The sequence below is a fragment of the SAR202 cluster bacterium genome, from assembly GCA_016872285.1.
Classification (GTDB): domain Bacteria; phylum Chloroflexota; class Dehalococcoidia; order Lucifugimonadales.
Genome location: VGZZ01000021.1, coordinates 1 through 20489, shown reverse-complemented (window position 1 = coordinate 20489; position 20489 = coordinate 1). Strand labels below are relative to the sequence as shown.

The 20489-nt window shown below is 59.2% G+C and carries 19 protein-coding genes; 9 read left to right on the top strand and 10 right to left on the bottom strand.

Features of this window, described 5'->3' with window-relative positions; genetic code table 11:
- Window positions 1-4: 4 nt before the first annotated feature.
- The 5 genes from FJ320_07175 (at window position 5) to FJ320_07155 (ending at window position 6767) form a co-directional block, all read left to right on the top strand.
- Window positions 5-352, top strand: coding sequence for an HIT domain-containing protein (locus FJ320_07175; GenBank protein ID MBM3925758.1), 348 nt, complete (start codon window positions 5-7; stop codon window positions 350-352).
- Between the two features lie 9 nt (window positions 353-361).
- Entirely contained in the window at window positions 362-952 is a 591-nt protein-coding gene (locus tag FJ320_07170; protein MBM3925757.1) for an HD domain-containing protein, read from the top strand.
- Window positions 953-961: 9 nt separating this feature from the next.
- Entirely contained in the window at window positions 962-2257 is a 1296-nt protein-coding gene (locus tag FJ320_07165; GenBank protein MBM3925756.1) for an amino acid permease, read from the top strand.
- Window positions 2258-2835: 578 nt separating this feature from the next.
- Window positions 2836-4251, top strand: a complete 1416-nt coding sequence (locus FJ320_07160) for a VWA domain-containing protein (GenBank protein ID MBM3925755.1) — start codon at window positions 2836-2838, stop codon at window positions 4249-4251.
- A gap of 173 nt (window positions 4252-4424) precedes the next feature.
- Entirely contained in the window at window positions 4425-6767 is a 2343-nt protein-coding gene (locus tag FJ320_07155) for a hypothetical protein (protein ID MBM3925754.1), read from the top strand.
- An 86-nt stretch (window positions 6768-6853) separates the two neighbouring features.
- On the opposite strand, the gene FJ320_07150 is transcribed toward FJ320_07155, so the two are convergent.
- From FJ320_07150 to FJ320_07125, 6 genes are all read right to left on the bottom strand, one after another.
- On the bottom strand, window positions 6854-7264 hold the full coding sequence (locus FJ320_07150) for a hypothetical protein (protein MBM3925753.1): 411 nt from the start codon (window positions 7262-7264) through the stop codon (window positions 6854-6856).
- Between the two features lie 161 nt (window positions 7265-7425).
- On the bottom strand, window positions 7426-7974 hold the full coding sequence (locus tag FJ320_07145) for a cyclic nucleotide-binding domain-containing protein (protein ID MBM3925752.1): 549 nt from the start codon (window positions 7972-7974) through the stop codon (window positions 7426-7428).
- A 101-nt stretch (window positions 7975-8075) separates the two neighbouring features.
- Window positions 8076-9638, bottom strand: coding sequence for an amidohydrolase family protein (locus FJ320_07140; protein ID MBM3925751.1), 1563 nt, complete (start codon window positions 9636-9638; stop codon window positions 8076-8078).
- Between the two features lie 32 nt (window positions 9639-9670).
- Window positions 9671-10144, bottom strand: coding sequence for a DUF4411 family protein (locus tag FJ320_07135; GenBank protein MBM3925750.1), 474 nt, complete (start codon window positions 10142-10144; stop codon window positions 9671-9673).
- On the bottom strand, window positions 10137-11273 hold the full coding sequence (locus tag FJ320_07130; GenBank protein ID MBM3925749.1) for an ImmA/IrrE family metallo-endopeptidase: 1137 nt from the start codon (window positions 11271-11273) through the stop codon (window positions 10137-10139). Before FJ320_07130 ends, FJ320_07135 begins: the two co-directional genes overlap by 8 nt.
- Before the next feature lie 260 nt (window positions 11274-11533).
- A complete protein-coding gene (locus FJ320_07125; GenBank protein MBM3925748.1) occupies window positions 11534-13270 on the bottom strand; it encodes a thiamine pyrophosphate-binding protein in 1737 nt (578 codons plus the stop codon).
- A 156-nt stretch (window positions 13271-13426) separates the two neighbouring features.
- Here FJ320_07125 and FJ320_07120 point away from each other — a divergent pair, with 156 nt between their 5' ends.
- Window positions 13427-14809 carry a DUF1800 domain-containing protein gene (locus FJ320_07120; protein ID MBM3925747.1) on the top strand — a complete coding sequence of 461 codons (1383 nt, stop codon included), beginning with the start codon at window positions 13427-13429 and terminating at the stop codon, window positions 14807-14809.
- Window positions 14810-14819: 10 nt separating this feature from the next.
- A complete protein-coding gene (locus tag FJ320_07115; protein ID MBM3925746.1) occupies window positions 14820-15827 on the top strand; it encodes a hypothetical protein in 1008 nt (335 codons plus the stop codon).
- A gap of 82 nt (window positions 15828-15909) precedes the next feature.
- Here FJ320_07115 and FJ320_07110 read toward each other — a convergent pair whose 3' ends face one another.
- A complete protein-coding gene (locus FJ320_07110) occupies window positions 15910-16371 on the bottom strand; it encodes a hypothetical protein (protein ID MBM3925745.1) in 462 nt (153 codons plus the stop codon).
- 280 nt (window positions 16372-16651) lie between these two features.
- Between FJ320_07110 and FJ320_07105 the strand changes: the two genes are divergently transcribed.
- On the top strand, window positions 16652-16981 hold the full coding sequence (locus FJ320_07105; GenBank protein ID MBM3925744.1) for a hypothetical protein: 330 nt from the start codon (window positions 16652-16654) through the stop codon (window positions 16979-16981).
- 46 nt (window positions 16982-17027) lie between these two features.
- On the opposite strand, the gene FJ320_07100 is transcribed toward FJ320_07105, so the two are convergent.
- Both FJ320_07100 and FJ320_07095 read right to left on the bottom strand, forming a co-directional pair.
- Window positions 17028-17408 (bottom strand): TfoX/Sxy family protein, encoded by a 381-nt coding sequence (locus FJ320_07100; GenBank protein ID MBM3925743.1) that lies wholly within the window; start codon window positions 17406-17408, stop codon window positions 17028-17030.
- Between the two features lie 18 nt (window positions 17409-17426).
- Entirely contained in the window at window positions 17427-17915 is a 489-nt protein-coding gene (locus FJ320_07095) for a hypothetical protein (protein ID MBM3925742.1), read from the bottom strand.
- A gap of 111 nt (window positions 17916-18026) precedes the next feature.
- On the opposite strand from FJ320_07095, the gene FJ320_07090 reads away from it, so the two are divergent.
- Window positions 18027-19700 carry a thiamine pyrophosphate-binding protein gene (locus tag FJ320_07090; GenBank protein MBM3925741.1) on the top strand — a complete coding sequence of 558 codons (1674 nt, stop codon included), beginning with the start codon at window positions 18027-18029 and terminating at the stop codon, window positions 19698-19700.
- Between the two features lie 9 nt (window positions 19701-19709).
- On the opposite strand, the gene FJ320_07085 is transcribed toward FJ320_07090, so the two are convergent.
- Window positions 19710-20489, bottom strand: a 780-nt coding sequence (locus FJ320_07085; protein MBM3925740.1) for a universal stress protein, incomplete at its 5' end; no start/stop codon positions are given.

Genomic DNA, 20489 nt, shown 5'->3' with positions numbered 1-20489 from the left:
TTAGATGCCCCCAAAGAAGTGCGTTTTCTGCGATATATCCAGCGGCAAGCAGGAATCAGAAATCCTGTACCGCGACGATGAATTGATGGTTGTCAAGGATATTAAGCCCGTAGCGCCGGTCCATCTGCTGCTGATACCGCGACGCCACGTGGCGGGCCTGACCTACGCCAGCGGCAGCGTGTCCAACACTTTGGGCAAAATGTTCGCCATGGCGGAGGAGATGGCGAGGCGGCAGGCAATGACGGTGAGCGGCTACCGGCTGGTAGTGAACCAGGGTCCGGACTCGGGCCAGCAAGTCGAACACCTGCACATGCACCTGCTGGCCGGCCGGCAATTGAAGGCTATGGCCTAGAGACCGTCGATGGCGCCCATCGACGCCGGCATACACGCGGCGGTTCGGCGTCGGCTGTTAGAGCTGCCCAGAGGGCTGCGGGAACACGTCCATCGCGTCGAAGGCATCGCGGTAGAGCTGGCCCACGCCCACGCCGTCGATGAGGCGCGTTCCCGCCTCTGCGCCCAGGCCCACGACCTATGCCGCGCCATGAAAGGCGAGGAGCTGCTATCGAGGGCGCGAGACCTGGGCCTCCCTATCCACCCTGTCGAGGAGGCCATGCCGGTGCTTCTCCATGGGCCTGTGGCGGCGGAACTGCTGCGGCTGGAGGGCCTGGACGACGAGGGCATATACCAGGGCGTCTACTACCACAGCACAGCGGCGCCTCGACTGGAGCCGGTGGCCAAGGTGGTGTTCATCGCCGACAAGCTGGACCCCCAGAAGATACACCGCTACCCCTATATACCCGAGCTTAAGACGCTCGCTATGTCCGACCTAAACAGGGCGATGCTTGAGTTCTTGACTCGCGAGACCATCGGCTACTTGCAAGAGGGTGGGCTGGTCCATCCGCTATCGATAGAAGCGCGGAACCACTTGCTGCTAGGCGGCGGGAAGCCCTAACGGCGGGCCATGGCCGCAACGTCTAACCAAGAGCGGCCCGAGCTAAAGCGTAGCATCGGCGTTATAGCAGCCACCGGCTCAGGCTTGGCCGTGATTATCGGCGCGGGAGTGTACGTGCTGATGGGCGAGGCCGCGGCCAAGTCGGGAAACGCCATTTGGGCCTCCTTCCTGCTGGCAGCCGGAGCGGCCTTCTTCACCGCCCTTTCCTACGCCGAGCTTTCCGCCAAGTTCCCTCGCGCAGCCTCAGGCTACAACTATGCCCGTGAAGCCTTTGGCGACGGCGCGGCCTTTGTGGTGGGCTGGCTAACCTTCTTCTCGCAGGTAGTGTCGGTGGCGACGGTAGCTTTGGGGTTTGCTGGATACTTGAGAGACCAGGCTGGATTTCCGGTCCTGGCGGGAGGGCTGTCCCTGCTGGCGGCCAGCACGCTGTTTAGCCTGCGAGGAGTCAAGGAGTCCACCACAGTCGGCGCGGCGTTATCGATGTTGGAGGTGCTGGGGCTGGCGGTCATCATAGGGGTGGGAGTCAGCTTTCTAGGCAACGTGGACTACCTAGAGTCACCAGAAGGAGCCTGGGGAATCTTTGGCGGGGCGTTCCTACTGTTCTTCGCCTTCCTGGGCTTCGAGCAGGTGGCAGACCTGGCGGGCGAGATAAAGAACCCGGGCCGCAACCTGCCAATTGCAGTCATGGCGTCGGGCGGGATAGCGGCGGTGCTCTATATCATAACGGCGCTGGCGTCGGTCAGCATCATCGGTTGGAAGGAGTTAAGCGAAAGTGAGGCGCCGCTGGCGGCGGTGGCGCAGGAGGCTATGGGTGAGGGCGGGTACTACGCGCTGTCGGTCATCGCCCTGATAGCCACGGCCAGCACTGTACTTATCAGTCTGACGGCGACAGTACGGACGGTCTATGGCATGGCTAAGGGCGGCTCACTGCCAATGGTCCTGGCGAAGGTGCATCGCAAATACGCGACTCCCTGGGCGGCAACACTAGCCGTGGCCGCCGTGGCTACATTGGGGGTGCTGAGCCAGGATGTGGGCTTTGTGGCCGAGATCACCAACTTCACCATCCTGTTAGTATTCATAGGGGTGAACCTGTCGCACATCGTACTGAGACGCCGACTGGACAGCCAGGAATGGCCTTTCCGAGTGGGGTTAAAGGCGCTGGGCGTGCCGGTAACGCCGGTGCTGGGAGTAGTAGTCTCGGCCCTGCTGCTAGTGAACGTGAGGTTGGCGCCGGCCCTGTGGGGGCTTGGGATAATGGGAATCGGCATAGGCGTGGCAGTGTGGCAGGCGAGGAAGAAAGGGTAGTGGATCTCGCTAATATCCAAACAGACTGTAACTGCCCTACTTTTTTAGACCAGTCCAAAAGTTATGCCAAAGTAAATGATTTGTCCAAATGTGTCTTGTTAGCCCAAGCTGCAAAAGTAATATTCCCTAAGTCTCAATTCTATACATCCTGTTAGATCGGTAGCCAGGCGTGCAGGACTAGGCGGAAGGGGGTCAGGGAAGGCGGGGGCATGCGGGGAACAGGCAAGTCAATCTAAAAGGAGCCCTAGACGGCTGGCACCGTCAGGGCTCGTGCAAAAAGCGAAGGCATGTCTAGCCACGGCTCTTTGCTTCTTGCATTTTACAGGGTTTAGCGTTTGCTCTGTAAGGGACATCCGCTTGCCCCAGAGTCTTCCTAGCCAACCTTTTCTAAACCTAGTTGCCAATTGAGCGCGTCAATCCTCTTCCTGCTGCTAAAGGAGGTGACTGGAGAACAAAATCGAAGCCAAACAGCGACTATCCCTTGGGACATGTCGCAATGCTTAAATTACTTTGAGGGTACTTACAACCGAATAGCCTCATCCGTAACAACGGTCAAAAACCAATAGGAGCTAGGTAGAATGAATAGCTTTTCAAGTGTCTCCAAAAAAAGAATAAGGTGGGGCATCTCCAGTGGCTTTGTCGTTATGGCAGCCCTGGTGGCGATGCTCTTGATGGTGCTGCCCGTGGCGGCCCACAGTGGCCCCGAGCTGACACCCGCCTCCGTAGAGGTAACGCTCAAGCCCGGCGAAAGCGTTGACATCGAAAAGACGGTACACACGCCGGAAATAGCGCCTCTTGCCGACATCTGCTTCCTGGCAGACACCACCGGAAGCATGGGCGGGGCCATAAACAACGTCAAGGCCAACGCACAGAACATAATAGATGCTGTTCAGGCGGAGTCTCCAGACGCCCAATTCTGCGTTGCAGAATACAAGGACTTCACAGACGCCTTTGCCTATAAGCTAAACCAGACCGTGACCGGCGACGAGCTTTTGGTACAGGCCGGCATCAACGCATGGGTCGCCTCAGGCGGCGGCGACTTTCCCGAAGCCCAGCTGAATGCTTTGTCGGAAATGGCGGACCCGTCTGTCGTCACCAATGATCCAGCATTCCGCCCCGGCTCCACCCGCGTCATTGTATGGTTTGGCGACGCGCCGGGCCATGACCCCAGCGGCGGCCATACCCTGGCTTCCACCATCGCCGACCTCACTACTGATGGGTCCAACGCCCCCATCATTGTGATTGCGCTATCAGTCGGCGCTAACCAGCTAAACTCCAGCGGGCAGGCCCAGGCTATCGCCGACGCCACCGGCGGCATATTCCGCTCAGGCGTCAACGAGGCCGAGGTGGCGGATGCCATCATTGATGCCCTCCAGGCCATCGATGTCGAGGTCGCCATGGTCAGCGACTGCGCGGCCCCCATCAGCACCACCTTCAATCCCGCCAGCCAGACGGTCCAGAGCGGCGATCATGCAGTCTTCACCGAGACAATTACCGCAGCCGCCGATGCCGAACAGGGCAAAACCTATACCTGCAACGACTGGGCCACCATCAATGGCGAGCCTATGACTGACGCCAGCGGCGCGGTCATCATGGAGACCAAGACCATCCACATTGCGGACGTTACGCCTCCCGCCGTTGCCTGCACTCCCACCCATAACCCCAGCGGCAAGCACATTCCTAACGCCGGCAACAACCCCAAGAGCGGCCAGAACCCTGACGGCTTCTACCGCATCTCAGCTAAAGACAACGTAGACGCTAGTCCACAGGTGTTCGTCGTAGATATGGGCACGGGCACGGTATTCGGGCCCTATCCCAGCGACACCGACATCAAATACACCCAGGCTCCTGGCGTCACACCCAGCGCTTCCCCCATGGCCGGCGAAGTGGAATACCACATCAAAGGCAAGGGCGACGCCGGCGTTTACGCGGTGGACGCTTCCGGCAATAAGTCCACGGTTGTTAGCTGCAAGGTTCCCCCTCCTCCTAAATAAGGGACTTGCTTTGTAAGACTCAAGAGGGGGGGCAGGCATCTGCCCCCCTCTACATAGTGACGCAGCGGACACAGCAGGGGATTGGACTATATCTTGCCGGGACTCAACTGAAGGTCCCGGACGGCCTAGACGAAAAATTTTATGTCAGGACAAAATTGTCAGGAGTGAAGATAATGAAAACGTTAAGAACTCTGCGTGGCCGCAAACTCGCGCCAATTTCCTGGCTCCCTTTGCTGGCGGCCCTGCTGGGGGTGGCGCTGGCCGCTCCCACAGCATCCGCCGCCGACCCAGAGGACCGGGTGCGCCAGATTTTGGATGATGCCGCAACCAATGGAACGGTGGGCGTATATCTGAAAGAGGTAAATGGGTCAGTTATTGCCGCTAATAACGAGTCCTTCATCTTTGAGCCTGCCAGCACCATCAAAGCGCTGATTCACTTCCACGCTATGCGGCAGGTCCAGGATGGGGCCGTCATTGACGGCGATGTGGTAACCCTGGCTACCCAGGTTCCCTGGTTTGCCGGCCCTGCCAACTACAACAACAGCCCGCCGCCAGGGACCAGCTGCCCGGACGTTTCGACGTTGCCGGGGACCGACACCCTTCAGAACGGCCTCCAGCAAATGATGGGTCCCTCCGACAACCGATGGACCCAGGCCATGCGGGACTTCTTCGGCGACGCCAGCATTAATAACACCCGCGACACTTTCGATATGGACGACACCGCCCTCAACCACCTCATCGGCTGCGGTGCCAACGCCCTGGCTAACCCCAACCAGTTAACCCTGGTGGACGGTGGCAAGATGTACGAGTCGGTCGCCACCGGGTTCCTGGACAACGCCAATAGGGCATCGGCCTTCTCGCTCATGACCCAGGACAACGGCACTTTCAACGGGATCATCGACACCGAGGCCGCCGGCATGAGCCTCAGCGCCGCGTCGATAGCCAGTTTCAAGTCGCAAAGGCAGTCGGCGAACAAGGCCGGCAGCTACACTCTCAGTGACGGTGAGAACCGCACGGTCGCGGGCTGGGCGCAGGTGCCGTGGAAGGATACTGTCACCTGCGAGACCGAAATTCAGGAGTACGTCTACGGCGCCTTCATTCACAAAGCCGACAGCATTGACGGCGGCTTCATGGGAATCCGCCCCGCAGGCGTAGAGCTTTTCCGAGAGGAGATTCGCGCCGCCTTGGAGTCCTGGGCCGCCTGCGAGGCCGACCTTCAGATCACCAGCACCACCATGGTGGATGCTCCGGACGAGATCCCAGTGAACACGCCTGTACAGGTCACGGTACGGGTCGCTATGCGCAACAACGGCCCCGCCGACGTCATCGACGGCAAGCTGGTGCGCGTAGCCTCAGCCTCCCCTGATTGCCAGATCGCCCCTGAGGACGCAAGCGAGATTGTGCCCGCTATGGCCCAGGGCAACCTGGTGGTGGTCGAGAGAAACCTAATCATCGAATGCTCGCAGCCCAGCTTCCACGGCTTCGAGATTGCAAGCGAAATTAACTCCGCCAACCCCAACGTTGTAGAGCCCAACCTCAGCAACAACGACGGCGTCGCTTCCCTGGACCTGGCCGTCATCGCCCAGGCTGACCTGGCCGTCGTCGGGTGGGACTTCTCGGAACTGGACAGCGCTGAGCTGGGCGAAATCCTGGTGGGCCAGCCCTTCGTCTTCTCCACCACCAAGACCCTGCACAACTTCGGCGACACCGTAAACGACCTCTATTCTGACCCCGTGGACGCAAACGTTGAGCGCAGCATGGTCATCCCCGAAGGAATAAAAGGCTCCATCCACGTCGGCGCTCAAGAGGCCCCCGCGACAATCGTTATAGACAAGACAGGCGAGCCGCAAGTGGTGCTGAACAACCAGCCCGCCGGGACTGTAGTGGAAGCGGAAGGGCCCGCCACCATTACGGTACAGTTCAAAGCCCTGGACCTGGCGGTAAGTGTCGATAGGGAGATCGCCGAGGTCTTCGATTTCGAGTGCCTGGAGCCCAGCCAGCACGAGCTCAAGTTTACCAATAGCATCGCGGCGGTGGACCAGCACGTCGAAGACCCGAACGCTTCCAACAACAGCGTAGAGGTCGTCCGTGTTATCGAATGCGTAACCCCCGTCGCCATCAACTTCCGCCCCGGCAACGATAAGAACTTCATCAATCCCAACAGCAATCAGAAGTTCCCAGTAGCTATCCTGACAACGTCAGCCGGGGAATACGGCCTACCCATAGCCTTTAATGCAACCAAGGTGGACTTTGCCACCACGCGGTTTGGCACCCAGGAAACCCTGAACAACGGCGGCGGCTCATCGCCATCTCCCGCTAAGGACTTCGTAAAGGACACTCACGAGCTGGACGATAAGAAGAAGGACGGCGACCTGGACATGGTCCTGCACTTCGGCGTGTCCAGCTCAGGAGTCCATAAGAACACCACCAAGGTCTGTGTCGTCGGGTCTTATCTGGGATCCGACAACAACTGGCACACCTTCTTCGGCTGCGACGCTGTGGAGGTCAAGCCTTAGGATTCTGCCAGCCCAGCGCATACGGTACGTAAAGAGAGGGGGCAGGAATCCGCCCCCTCTCTTTAGCGCTCGAAACGCAGCGCCGGCTAAGCGTAGGTCTTCCAGTTGTCGTTAATACGCGCGGTCATGTCATGGCCGCCGTGGCTCTGGAGGACACGCCGCACGTGGTCTTCGGAGTCCGGGTCCGGCAATGGCACCACCAGTACGTACCGTCCGCGGTCAACCTCGTCTTTTAGGTGGTCGGTCATGTTCTTGGAGTTGCCCACCCAATCTTCAATGCCGCGAAGGACGTGTCCTATCAACCCCTTTCCGCCGGCATGTCCCATCTCCTCGCTGCCGGCCTGGCCGTGGAACACGCGAATGGTGTCCCTAGCAAACCCTTCCGCTTCCAGAGCATTTATAACGTCGTCTGCGTGGCTGTGGTCATCCATGACGGCGGCCAGCAAATCGCCGATAATCCACTGCTCTTTTTGTTCGCTGGGCATAGGATTCGTCATATCACCACCTCCTCACCTCTAATTGCTGCTCTATCATCGTAACCCAACGCCTGCGGCGGCTGTCAAAGCGGGTGATAGGGCCTGGGTAAAACCTCACGCCTGAGAGCCGGAATCACCGGCGGCCACGGGGCTGGCGTTTGGCCGATGCTGAAGACGATTTGTCAGATCAGCCGCGTGGCTCTTTCATACGCCAGGACTTCTCTGGTCTGCTGGAGCCTCTCCGACAGGATCTGCAGTAGATTTTTTCTAATCACGCTGCCTAAATAATGGTCCGAGTCCATCCTTTCTCGCAAACCAACGCAGTCGATCGCCACGCAGGAGGTGTCCAATACCGCCCTGGCGGAGAAGGCATATCGATACGGGGCTACTAACGCCCTTTCGGCTATGGGATGCGGCGGGCCCACAGAAGTAATGGCGATAGTCTCCTTGAAATGCCGCAGGGAACTCGTAACCGTCATTTCCAGCACCACCTGGCCGGACGTTATCACATACAGCGTATCAGCTACGTCGCCTTCCTTAAAAAGCTGGTGGTGCTGCTGAAAGAATTTTTCCCGACAGCAGGGGGTTAGCCAATTCAGATATTCCTCAGGAAGCCCGTGGAACAAACTAGATTTGGCCAGATAGTCGATGAAGGCCATGAATCCCCCCCCCCCCCGTGGCGAAGTCGCCGCCAAGGTCTGACATAATGGGGATGTGAGCCCTGGCGGCATATTATAATAAGACGGCTGCAGCCCTAGCGCCACCTGGCCTTTCGTGCCATTACGCGCGGAAGGGCCTACGGGCGGCAGGTTACGCGTTGGGGTGGATGGAGTTAGCCTCGCGAGTTGTATTGCGAGTGGGGCGCGCCCAGGTCCCCCATGGCCTTGCTGTAGAACGCCTTGAGATGCGGCGACACCGCATGGCCCAACGCCTTGCGCTCCAACTCCCGCTCGGTCAGAGGCCGGTCTAAGGCCTGGTGGATGTCCTTCAAAAGCGCCTTTTTGTCGATAGTCGTGAGGCGGCGGCCCTTCATCAGCACCTCCCCGTCGACTATTACCGTATCCACGTCCACGCCCCGCGCCCGCTGCACCAGGGCCTCGACGATGGGGGTGTCGGGGTTGAGGTAGGGCTGGTCAAGGCGCGACAGATCCACCAGCGTCATGTCGGCCCGCATACCCGGCTCCAAGGCGCCGATTTTGCCGCCGAAGCCGCTGCAATAGGCGCCGTTGGTGGTGGCCATCTCGAGGACCTGGAAGGTGGTCAAAGGCGTGAAGTCCACACCGGGCAGTCGATGCAGCTTCAGCACCAGCCGCATCTCCTGGAACATGTCCTTGTCGTCATTGAGGCCCATGTCGTCGGTGCCGATGGCGACGCGTACGCCCTCCTGGACAAATCGATGCACCGGCGCGATGCCCGAGCGCAGGCGGAAGTTGGAGCTGGCGTTGTGGCACACGCTGGCGCCCGTCGATTTCAAAATGGCGATGTCGTCGTCCGTCGCCCAGACGGTGTGGCCGCAGACGGCGTCGGGCCCCAGGAAGCCGATGTCCTGGAGGTGCTTTACCGCCGAAGTACCGTAGATTCGATGGCCGAACCGCTTTTGATAGACGGTCTCCAGGAGGTGGATGTGGCTGGTGGTCTTGTATTTATGGGAGAGGCGCTTAAGGCCCACGATCATATCGTCGGAGCAGCGCTGCACGTTGGTGGGAGCGGTGTTGACGATGACTCGTCCGCCAGAGGCGCCGTTGTACTTCTTGAAGAGGCCTTCAGATAGAGACAGTACTTCATCCAGCGGCACGTAGCTGCGGGCCATGAAATCGGAAAAGCGCTTGCCTACGTCAGGCGGCAGCGACGCAGCGAACTCCTTCTCGCCGCCCTTGGGGCTCGCCACCAGCGAGTTCTGGTCCTGGAGGTTGGGGGCGTAGGCCAGGCGGAGGCCGGCGTCCTGGTAAGCGCGGATAACCTTGTCTGTGGTGACGGGGTCGATGGGCGCGGCGCCGCGGCCGGGGGTGTACATGATCTGGACGGCGGTGGTGCCGCTTTCGATCATTTGCACAGCGCCCCACAGGTGTTCGAGATACGGGTCCAGCTCCCGCGCGCCGAATCGCGCCAGGCCGGACAGCTCTAGGGGCAGGTGCGGCACGCCCAACTGCACCGCGGAAAAGCCGACGTGGTCGTGGTCGTTGACCAGGCCGGGCATGAGGAGGTGCCGTGTGGAGCCGAGGACCTCGGAGTCGGGGTGCCGGGCGCGGAGGTCGCGGTAGTCACCTACCTCGCGGATAACGCCGTCCTCCTGATACACCGCGCCGTCGGTGATGACGCGGGCGGAGTCGGGACCGGTGACGCGGGTGATGACGTATTTGGCGCGAATGAGGGAGGTGGGCATAGCTCTTGGCAAATGTCCCGTAAGTTCTAGTAAACGAAAACCAGCTAGAATACCTGTCGCGAGGATACGATGTACTCAAGGAAACTTTGGCAGGGTACTGGCGCATTAAGGCGAGCGCAAACTGCGGGAATCTTGTATCGCCTAAGGTCGCCTGGCAGAAACGGTTGCTTCTTTTCATCGGAGACAAGAGTCGCTCCGTTGATTTTTGCAGAGGCGATGATGAGAAGGTCGTTTTCGCCAACACCATCTTGGTGGTAGTTGTCTCCAACGATACAAAGCAGGGGTTTTATGTTTAACGCTTCTTGGACAATCGCTGGAGTATTCCCTACAGTAGTCACATTCTGATCTCTTAGCCAATTCCTACACACTGGTTGCTTAGCGCAAACTTCCTTATATGCGGTTTCAGAAAGTTGGACTTGTTGAGCACCAATTTGGTTTCCTAGCCAATCCCAGAGGCGCGGAAATTGGGCCAATGGATAGTTATCCCATCCATGGATGGCGGATGAAGCGTCAAACATGTGCACAGCAGTATCTCTCTAGTTCATGGACATCTTGAATCCGAAGATTGTCGAGATAACCGCTTGCCTTCGTCAGCGTAATCTCTTTAGCCTGCAATGCCTCAAAAACGGTGCGGACAAATCCATCCCCGAACATATGGATAGGTTCACGGTAGCGGTACGACCGGTTTCCGCCTTCCTTTTGCTCCCAAGCAACGGCCGATTTCCATTGCCGATATGCGGTGTAGTTCTCCTGTAATAGCCGACCGCTATCAAGCAACCTACGGAGGATTACCTCGCCACTTACACCACGCTCTTGGCGTATATCAGCCAGCCATTCGTCGTATTCAGCGACATTTGTAGGTCTTTCCTGGTCATTTATGCGACCTAGTACCGCGTCTGGTACAAGCACGCGCCCCGCAAGAGCATTGGCGACCTGCTCTTGCCCTGTGTAAGACTCCAAATCAAACCTGTCGTCTACCCAGCTCGTCTTATGGATTAAGAGATGTGCCAACTCATGCATCAGAGTAAATAGTTGCCGCTGTTCGGATTCCTTTTTTACAACAATTACTGGGTAATAGTTGTGGTATATAGAGAATCCCAAAATAGGTTCATCCTTTGGTATCTGCCACTTCCCGTTGTAACCGTTACTCAGGAAGACTAGAACCCCTTTCTCCTCAATCTTTGTGCGAGTGGTGCTAAAGTTGTTGTCTGTCGAGAGGTTCAACCAGTCACGGACAATTTGGGGGCCGTTTGGCAGACCGGCTATGTCAGGGGGGGTAAACGCAGCGCCGGGTTCGGAAATTGCTTCTTGCAAGGCAAGGTAGGCTTCACGCTGCTTCTCGACCCCACGAACAAATCTTCGCAACTTTGCACTCAGGTTTGGCTTCCTATTCAAAATCGTTCGGAACTGTGGCGTGTATACAGCGGTTGCGTCGACTGATCCTTGCTCGACAAAGAACAGCACCCCATGTCCAAAAAACTCAGCTATCTTCTGAAGATTATTGAAGGTAATGCCGTTGCCAGCGAATAAGCGGTTGATTGTGGATTCAGGCACACCCACGCTCGCCGCTAGCTGAGCGTGGGTTATGCCATACTGTTGGCATGCCCACTCTATCCGTTCAATATTAACCGTCTGAATGCGGTCCATAACCTGTCTCTTGTAAGCCCCTAAAGGCTTGCAGAAATACCTCCATCAGCGTACGTTTGTTCTATTTGTACGCCTGGATTTACCTTAAGCCCTCGTGCAAGTGGACTAACTACAATCTTCGGAAGGATGAAGTTCATTCCCCTCCCTCAAAATCCTCAGTTATTACTACCTATTTTCGTTAACTCGAGTCATCTTACCATGCCTGAAATGTCAATTCCTGTTGCGTGATCACCTAGTTCGGCCTTTTAGTCATTCTGTTCCTAACCCCCCGCTTTACTCCTCCCCACCCACCACTGGCCCCAGTCCTCGGCGTACTTGCGCTCGTCAAACTTGTCGTCAATGATGGCGTCCACCACGTAGGGCTTGCCGCTGTCCAGGGCCTTGCGGACCGCCGGCGCCAGCTTCTCCGGGTCCTCCACCCGTATCCCCTCCACCCCAAAGGCGTTGCCCAGCTTCACAAAGTCCAGCGGGTTCTCGTAAAAGTTCATGCCGATGAACTCGCTCTGTCGCTCGGTGCCTACAAGATACTTGACCATGTTCTCGCGCAGCACCTTATAGCTCCGGTTGTTGCAGAAGACCCAGGTGACGGGGATGTTGTACTCCACGCCGGTCCATAGGGCCTGAATGGCGAACATGGCGGTGCCGTCGCCGATGACGCCCAGGACGGCCTTGTCCGGCGCCGCCAGCTTCATCCCCATGGTGGCGCCCATGCCGAAGCCAAGGCTGCCGCCCCGGCCACCCACCAGGGTGCCCGGCTTGTCGAAATCGACGGCCTGGAGCAGGGGGCCGCGGTTGGTAATCGAGTCGTCGCAGACCAGGACGTCGGGGGCGATAACCTTGCTCATCTCGTGGGCCCACCGCTCCGGCGACATGGGGCGGTTGTTCCAGCTAGCCTTGACTCGTGCCTGGAAGGCCTCCTTGCGGCGGCGCTTCTCCTCGGCCACGGCCTTGTTCCGCTCGCCAGCCGCCGACTTAGCCGCGCCGGTCATGATGTCATCGAGGGCCAGGCCCAGTTCCTCCAGCGACGTCTTGATATCGCCCAGGACGGCGCCAGCCACGGGATAGGAGCGCTGGATAGCCCAGTCGTCGCAGTCCAGGTGGATGATTTTAGGCTTGCCGCTGAAGGGCGGCTCGGGGGTGATCATGGTGGTAATAAGCACGTCGGTGCCGATGGCGAGGATGGCATCGGCCTCGTCGAAGCGGCGCTTTAGCGACAGCGGCAGCCAGGAGGTGTCGAAGGCGCCCAGGTAGTGGGGGTCGGAGGCGGGGACGTGGACCTCCGAGAAGCTGGTGGCGAAGATGGGCGCGCCTAGACGGGCAGCGATTTTCGCGACCTCATAGGGCGCGCCGGGCGATTGCGACACGCGGTCGCCGATGAGCATGAGGGGCTTCTTGGCCCCAGCCAGCTTTCGCGCGGCAGCCTGGAGGGCGTCCTTGTCAGGGCGCACGCGATAGTAGCCGCCTATCGACGGGTTGATGTCCACGTCGGCCTCGCCGTTCAGCGACTCCCAGGCAAAATCGACGAAGACAGGCCCCGTCGGCGGCGTGCTGGCGACTTTGAAGGCGCGTCGAATAATCGGCGCCACGTCCTGGGGCGTCGTTACCTCGCCCGCCCACTTGGTGTACTCCTTCATGACGTTGACCATGTTGGACCACAACGTGGGGCTGTGGTTGAGGAGCTGAGCGGAGGCCTGGCCGGCAGTAATGACCATGGGCGTGCCGCCTCGCCACGAGTTGTACATGACGGCGATGCTGTTGGTCACGCCAACGGATATGTGAAAGCTCATATAGGACGGTTTCTGGGTGACGCGGGCCAATCCATCGGCCATACCTGCTCCCACGCCCTCAAACAGCGTGTTGATGTACTTGATGTCCTTGGCGTCCTGAATGGCGTCGATGAAGGGAAGCTCGGTGGTGCCCGGGTTGCCGAAGACGTACTTGACGCCTTCAGCTCGAAGCATCTCCACCAGGGCGCGTTTGCCGGTCATTCGGGGCATAGTTGGTCTCCGATGGTATGTATGATGCGGCGATTGTAGGGGTGGGGGAAGGAGGGGGTCAAGGATGGGACGGTTGCCGCACGAGTTGACACCCCCAGGTCGCAGTGCTAGGTTGCTACCAACTGTCTCCTATCTCGTCCTCTCTAGGTGACTCGTATGACCACCGACACAGCCCTGATGGCCCACCTGATGCGACGCGCTGGCTTTGGCGCGCCGTACGAAGAGCTGGAAGCCAGAGCCGCCAAGGGCTACGAGGCCGCGGTGGAGGAGCTTTTGGACCCCGACGCCCACAGCGTTCCCGCTGTCGACGCCTTCCTCCAGTACCGCTACCACCCTATGACCGAGGTGCCTCGCAACGGCGCCCAGGCCCAGATGGGACTTATGTACCAGCTGCTGGCCTCGCAGCGGCCCCTGGAAAGCAAGATGGCGCTGTTCTGGCACATGGTCTTTGCTACGGGCGATTCCAAAGTCGACAACGCCAACGAGATGCTGCGGCAGATGGATACGTTTAGGCGTATGGGGCGCGGGAACTATCGCGACTTGCTGGTAGCGTTGTCCAAAGACCCGGCGATGATTTATTGGCTGGATAACAACCAGAACCACAAGCACGCGCCTAACGAAAACTGGGGCCGCGAGTTGTTGGAGCTGTTCTCCATGGGCCAGGGCAACTATACCGAGGACGACGTGAAAGTGGCGGCGCGCGCCTTCACCGGCTGGACCGTAAAGCCCAAGCTGCCGAGGACGCCTTTTGGCAGGTTCCTGTGGGACTTCGAGTACGTGCCCCAGGACCATGACGACAGCGAGAAGGCGTTCCTGGGCCACAAAGGGCGCTTCAACGGCGAGGATATTATCGACATCATAGTCCGCCAGCCCGCCACCGCCCAGTTTATCGCCCGCCACCTGTACAACTTCTTCGTGGCCGATGAAGTTCAGGTGCCATCCTGGAAAGAAGAGCCGCCGCGTGATCCCGAGGCCGTCCAGGCCATCGCCGATGTGCTGGTGAGATCAGACTACGACTTAACGGCAACACTGCGGTTTATATTCAACTCGGACTTCTTCAAAACTGAAAAGGTGTGGTTCGGCAAGGTGAAAAGCCCCGCCGAGGTGGTGGTCGGCACCATACGGCTGGTGGGCGACTACAAGAAGCCGAAGACCGGCGTCATGTCCCTGGCCATGGAGACGGGTTTTCAGGGCCAGGCCTTACTAGACCCGCCGAGTGTCGAAGGGTGGCACACCGGCAGCGAATGGATCGACACCGGTTCCCTGGTGCGCCGGGTCAATTTTATGGTGGACCGCCTCAGCGATGCCTCGATGCCAGGTGTGCAATCGATTGTTCAGCGCCTGGCCAGCGAGCCCAGCCTTACGCCTGACGCGCTAGTGGATAGATGCCTTCAATACCTAGGTAATTTGCTGGTAGAACCAGGCACTAAAAAAGAGCTAGTACAGCATGTTGAGGGTAACAGGCGCATACGGGAAGAAAAGGGCGTGGCAGAGTTGTTGGGCCTGATAGCGGCCACTCGCGAGTTCCAGTTCTGTTAGGAGGTACATCATGGCGTTGCTACAGACCTCCAAAGGCAGAACGTACAGCTTCAGCCACTGCGTCGGCACGCTTTTCGCCTGGTCAGCGCCCACGGACATGGCCCTGGGGGAGAAGGACACGATTTACGTCGCTAGCCGCTCCTACGACCCCGGCGGCCCCTTCGGCCCACCCCAGAGATGGACCAAGTGGGATCTGATTGACGACACCCGCATCTTCGATGCTGGCTCGCCGGGCACGGGCGACGGCGAGTTTTTATGGCCTTCTTCCATTGCCTTAGATGCCCAAGGGAGCGTGTATGTGGCGGACGAGTACCTAAACCGCATATCGGTTTTTACTACTGAGGGCCAGTTCGTGGGCAAGTGGGGTACAGCGGGCGAAGGCCCAGGACAACTAGCCGGGCCTGTGGGGATGCGTTTCCATAGGGACGGCAACCTGTACGTCTCTGAGAGCGGCAACCATCGGGTGCAGAAGTTCTCCAAGGACGGGAAGCCTCTGGGTCAGTGGGGCCGATATGGCGGTGGCCCCGGCGAGCTGAACATGCCTTACGGCCTCCATATCGACGACGATGGCAACATTTTTGTGGCGGATTGGGGTAATGACCGGGTGCAGAAGCTCTCGCCCGACGGCACGTTTATTATGCATTTCGGCCACCCGGGGACTGGGCCCGGACAGTTACAGCGGCCCACCAGTGTCGCCACTGACAAAGACGGCGACGTGTACGTGGCCGACTGGGGCAACAACCGCGTCAACATCTACGCCAAGGACGGCGAGTTCATCATGTCGCTTTATGGCGACGCGCGAGAGCTGTCCAAGTCCGGGAAGGCGTTCATCGACGCCAACCCTGATATAGCCAAGGCCAGGAGAAGGGCGGACACGTCGGTGGAGTGGGGCTTCCGGCGGCCCTCGGCGGTGCTGGTGGACGGGCAGAACAGGCTGCTGGTCATTGAGTCCATCAGCGGGCGCATCCAGTTCTACCAGAAAGAGGACGGCTACTCAGACCCGCAGTTTAATCTGTAACCGTTCGCATGGCGGCTAACCAGCAAGAGGGGGGGGCGGAGATAAAGACCTCCGCCCCCCCTCTAATTACAGCGCGGTATTCCTACCTGCACTCGATGGAGAACCTCTCAAACGCCGCTGTAACTTCTCCGTTCGCGTTGACAGTGAAGTGGGCGACGCCCTTGACCGAGACCTTGGAGCCGTCACTGCCTTTGCCCTGGCCGTTAACAGTGAAGGTGCCGTTGAAGTTCTTCTTGTTAGAATTCTCGCCGAACCACTGGGTGACATGGCCGGTGTAAGTAACGCCGCTCTGCGTCCAGGTAAAGTCGGCGACAATGGTGCCAGTGAGGTGGTAACGCCCATCATCAAACACGGTCTCATGGAAGACAATCTTCCCTTCAAGCGTTATTTCCGCGAACTCGCCATTGCATACCTCATCGACAAATGTCTCCGAGAAGGGACTATGGGTCGTGGTGGTTGTCGGGGGCTGGGCGCTCGCCACGCCCACCGCCGCGAACGCAAACAAAGCAGCAGCCGCCAGTGCTACCAGAAGTTTCCGCGCCATCTCTTATCTCCTCATTGAATGTTAATTCCCCCGCAACACTGCCCCTCATTTGAGCAACTTCGAAAGGAAACCTCCGGAGCAGTGTGCAGTAAGCCGACAAACTGTTCCACCGTCAGAAATGGGGGTGCCGTCCTGACTAGTGTTCGATGATAGCGTCCACATGCAGTAATCCCACCCTCTTTAGGACTAATCGCTGCTTTGCTCCGTGAGATTGAGCCGTTTGCCCTCCTAGTCCCTCATCTCTATAATCCCTCCCACTTTCATCTAAGGAGTCACGCCTATGTATCTCATCAGGCGCAAAGTTAAGTGCAAGCCGGGCAAAGCCTGGGAGGTGGCCGGGTATCTTACGCGAATCTGCCGCGCTTACGAGTCGATGCCCCAGGGCCGCGACAAGGCGGTAGTGTACATCGGCGGTGCGGGGCTGCCGGGCGAGGCGAACACCGTCTATGCCGAATGGAAGCAGGAGCGCATCGAGCCCATTAAGCAGGGCGGCGTCCCCGAGGCCGTCCGCACCAACCACGCCAAGATGGCCGAGTGCATGGACGAGTACACCATCGAATTCTATGAGCTGGCCACCGAGGAAAAGCTAAAGGCGCGGAACTTCCTTTAGGTCTAGCTTCGCGAATCACTCAGAGCGGCGGCTGTGCCGCCGCTCTTTATTTTTTAGGCTGCTTCTTCCCTTTCTTCGCCTTCTTCTCCTTCGGCGGCATCGACGCCGTGAAGGCCAACGAACGCTCCACCCACGGCTTAACCTTCCCTGCCTGCCCGAGCCAGCTAGAAGGTACTACCACGTAACCCTTCATCGGCCGGCCCTCCATGGGCGTGAAGGGCGACGCGCCCTTCTCCCTCATCAGCGCCGACTGGTCGGCATCAGAAAGGCGGACGAAGAGGTCATCGCCGAAGAGGCCCATGAACATGTTGCCATTGACGAAGGCCGCCACCTGGCCGAACATGGGCCGGGTGGAAACTCGCGGGTCCTCGGGCAGCACCGACTCGAAATACGCCTTGGCCTTGTCGCTGGGTCTTGGCATGGGCATGGAAACCGACTCCTTTTATCAGCTTTGGCTGGCGTTGCTTTCCAGGACTTGTTTCAGTTTCTCCAGGTCTTGAGCCATGTAACGCTTGACGGACTGAGCCAGCATAGGCGAGGCGAACTTGTAGAAGCCGCCGGCCTCGCCGTGGGCCTTGACCCGCACCAGCGTGCCCGATTCCTTGTCCTCAAACTGATACATGACGCGCATGGGGAAGGGGCCTTTGACCGACTTCATATCCAGAAGCTGGCCTAGTCGATAGTCAGTGATCTCCAGCACATACTCGACTTTCCGTCCCATAAAGGCGGCGATGCGTTCCACCCTGGCCCCCGTGCCCACAGGCGGCGGTGTCAGCAGCCGCACCGATTTCAGCGCGTTGATCCACTTCATGTCGTTGGACGGGTCCATGACAAAGCCGGCCACATGCTCGCGGGGCTTGTTGATAACGGTCTCTACAGTAACATCGACAGGCATTACTATCTCCTCGGCAGCAATGTTAGCGAATCCTAACATTCGAGAGCATATAAGGCAAGGCTGGTGGATAGCAGAATGCAGCCCCTCATAGTCGATGCGGCTGTGGCATACTAAGCGCGGCGAACCCCACTCCAAGGAGCGTCCACACCCATGGCAAAACTCACCGCCGGACAGACCGTCGTCGATACTCTCCGCGCCCACGGCGTCCGGTATATCTACGGACTCGTCGGCTCGTCCTTCATCGAAGTTATGGACGCTATGTGGGGCGCCGAGGATATAAAGTTTGTCGGCGCGCGGCATGAGCAGGCGGCGGGGTTCATGGCCCTGGGGCAAGCCCTGGCCACCGGTGAGGCTGGCGTGTGCATGGCCCAGAACGGCCCCGGCGTCACCAACCTCCTGACCCCCGTGGCGGCGGCCAAGTTCACCCACGCGCCCCTGGTAGTGCTGGCCGGCGCGCCCATGTCCAGCCAGCTTTACAAAGACTCATTCCAGGAACTCGACCAGAAGGCCATCTTCGCGCCTGTGTGCAAGTCCGTGATGCATGTAACCCACGCCCATCGCATTCCGGAAATCCTCAGCCACGCCTTCCGAATCGCCGCGTCGGGACGAAAAGGGCCGGTGCTGGTGGACCTGCCCCGCGACCTGCTGAACGAGCGCGGCCTGGACATCGCGCCGCCGCCGCCCATCGCCACTAAGCCCCAGCGTATTCAAGGCGACCCCGCATTGATAGACGAAGCCCTGGCGCTAATGAAGCGGTCCCAGCGGCCCATCATCGTCGCGGGGTGGGGGGTAATGTGGAGCGGCGCAGGCGAGGAGGTGGAGGAGCTGGCGTCGGTGCTCAATGCTGGCATCGTGACCTCCTATGAGCGAAACGACGCGGTCAGGAACAGCCATCCATGCTACGTCGGCGGGCTGGGTCGGGCAGGCGCGGCGGAGGCGCGAGAGGCGGCCCAGCGCGCGGACCTGGTCATTGCCATCGGCACGCGGCTGGGGCACTTCACTACCTTTTACAACAATCGCTATATACCAGAAGGCGCGAAAATCATTCAGGTGGAACTGAATCCAGAGGAGCTAGGGCGGCAATTCCCGATAACGGTGGGTATCTGGGGCGACGCTAAATCGGTGGCGCAGGCATGGCTGGCCGGACTGTCGGCAAAGGAGACATACAAAAAGGAAGAGTGGGGACAAGAGGTGGCGGGGCTGCGACGCCAGCGGCTGTCGCGGTTGGAGCAAGAAGGTGTTATATCCAGCCCTATGAAGCCCCAGCTTTTCTATCACGCCATGCGGAAGCTGCTGAAGGGCGACGAGGCCATCGTCCTCGACGCGGGCGCGGGGGCCGCCTACGGCTACGACCGCATCGCTTTCGAATCGCCGCGGAGCCTTTTCACCTCAGGGGAGCTGGGATGCATCGGCGCGGCCTTCCCCATCGCCCTGGGCGTGAAGATGGCCCAGCCCCATCGCGCCGTCATCAGCATCAGCGGCGACGGCGGCTTCTTCATGAACGCCCACGACCTGGAGACGGCGGTACGATGGAAGATACCTACCGTCAACTTTGTGCTGAACAACAACTCGTGGGGGTCCGAGAAAGCCTACCAGAAGCACCTCTACGGCGAGCGATACATGGAGGCGGATATCGGCAACCCGCGATTCGACAAGCTGGCGGAGCTTTGCGGCGCGGCGGGCTTCTACGTGTCCAACGTTAAGGATCTGCCCGCTGTGTTTAAAAAGGCGATGTCGTTGCAGCGGCCCAGCGTCATCGAAGTCGCCATCGATCCCGACGAGCTGCCCTACCCGGCCCGCGCCGAGGATGTGTTCAGGAAGTAAGTGTTAAAGCTAACGTTCAGAGGAGCGGACCAGCAGGACTGGCGCTGCGGAATGGCTAATGACGCGGTCGGCCACGCTGCCCAGAAGCGTCCTGCTCGCGCCGCCCCGACCACGGCTAGTCATGACAATGAGGGGGCTGGCCGCTTTGCCTGCAAGGTTTAATATTGCTTCAGAGGGGTCGCCGAGGCGCTTGACTGTGCTGATACGCTTCGGGTCCAAGTCCCTAAGGGTGCGCTTCTTGGCCTCCAGATAATCGGTGACTTCCCTTTCCATGCTCGCTCGGGCCTTCTCATATACGCGTATCCACTCGACGGAGTAGGCGAGATCATGGACAGGTATTACTCGCAATAGTTGAAGTCTTGCCTTAAGGCTTTTGGCTAACTGGCTAGCCACAGGCAGGGCTGCTTCCGAGACCGCCGAGCCATCCAGGGCGACAATGACGTTTTTGATCGGGGTCGTCCTTGCGGAACTTTTCTTTTTGGACGGGCGCACTAACATGACGGAGGCGATGCCGCTGCGCACCACCCTATCGGCGACGCTGCCCAGGAGCCAGTGCTGGATGCCACGGCGTCCATGGGTAGACATGGCTACCAGGGTGTCGCCGTTCTGAGATTTAGCCTCTTTCAGGATGACATCAACAACCTTTCCGGTCTTTACCAGATGCTCAACCCTGAGACCACGAATGCTCCTCGAGGCGTCCTTCAACGTCCCCGCGGCCGCCTCTCGCTCGGTCTGCTCAAGGGACTCTAGCTGCTCCATGAGCACCAGGTCAGGCTGGAACAACATCTC

Bases quoted from the DNA above. Each gene is read 5' to 3' on its own strand.
- FJ320_07135 (MBM3925750.1), bottom strand. From the start codon at position 10,144: ATGTTTGACGCTTCATCCGCCATCCATGGATGGGATAACTATCCATTG.
- FJ320_07100 (MBM3925743.1), bottom strand. From the start codon at position 17,408: ATGCCCATGCCAAGACCCAGCGACAAGGCCAAGGCGTATTTCGAGTCG.
- FJ320_07155 (MBM3925754.1), top strand. From the start codon at position 4,425: ATGAAAACGTTAAGAACTCTGCGTGGCCGCAAACTCGCGCCAATTTCC.
- FJ320_07115 (MBM3925746.1), top strand. From the start codon at position 14,820: ATGGCGTTGCTACAGACCTCCAAAGGCAGAACGTACAGCTTCAGCCAC.
- FJ320_07175 (MBM3925758.1), top strand. From the start codon at position 5: ATGCCCCCAAAGAAGTGCGTTTTCTGCGATATATCCAGCGGCAAGCAG.
- FJ320_07095 (MBM3925742.1), bottom strand. From the start codon at position 17,915: ATGTTAGGATTCGCTAACATTGCTGCCGAGGAGATAGTAATGCCTGTC.
- FJ320_07170 (MBM3925757.1), top strand. From the start codon at position 362: ATGGCGCCCATCGACGCCGGCATACACGCGGCGGTTCGGCGTCGGCTG.
- FJ320_07105 (MBM3925744.1), top strand. From the start codon at position 16,652: ATGTATCTCATCAGGCGCAAAGTTAAGTGCAAGCCGGGCAAAGCCTGG.
- FJ320_07145 (MBM3925752.1), bottom strand. From the start codon at position 7,974: ATGCCGCCAGGGCTCACATCCCCATTATGTCAGACCTTGGCGGCGACT.
- FJ320_07150 (MBM3925753.1), bottom strand. From the start codon at position 7,264: ATGACGAATCCTATGCCCAGCGAACAAAAAGAGCAGTGGATTATCGGC.
- FJ320_07160 (MBM3925755.1), top strand. From the start codon at position 2,836: ATGAATAGCTTTTCAAGTGTCTCCAAAAAAAGAATAAGGTGGGGCATC.
- FJ320_07165 (MBM3925756.1), top strand. From the start codon at position 962: ATGGCCGCAACGTCTAACCAAGAGCGGCCCGAGCTAAAGCGTAGCATC.
- FJ320_07110 (MBM3925745.1), bottom strand. From the start codon at position 16,371: ATGGCGCGGAAACTTCTGGTAGCACTGGCGGCTGCTGCTTTGTTTGCG.
- FJ320_07090 (MBM3925741.1), top strand. From the start codon at position 18,027: ATGGCAAAACTCACCGCCGGACAGACCGTCGTCGATACTCTCCGCGCC.
- FJ320_07125 (MBM3925748.1), bottom strand. From the start codon at position 13,270: ATGCCCCGAATGACCGGCAAACGCGCCCTGGTGGAGATGCTTCGAGCT.
- FJ320_07120 (MBM3925747.1), top strand. From the start codon at position 13,427: ATGACCACCGACACAGCCCTGATGGCCCACCTGATGCGACGCGCTGGC.
- FJ320_07130 (MBM3925749.1), bottom strand. From the start codon at position 11,273: ATGGACCGCATTCAGACGGTTAATATTGAACGGATAGAGTGGGCATGC.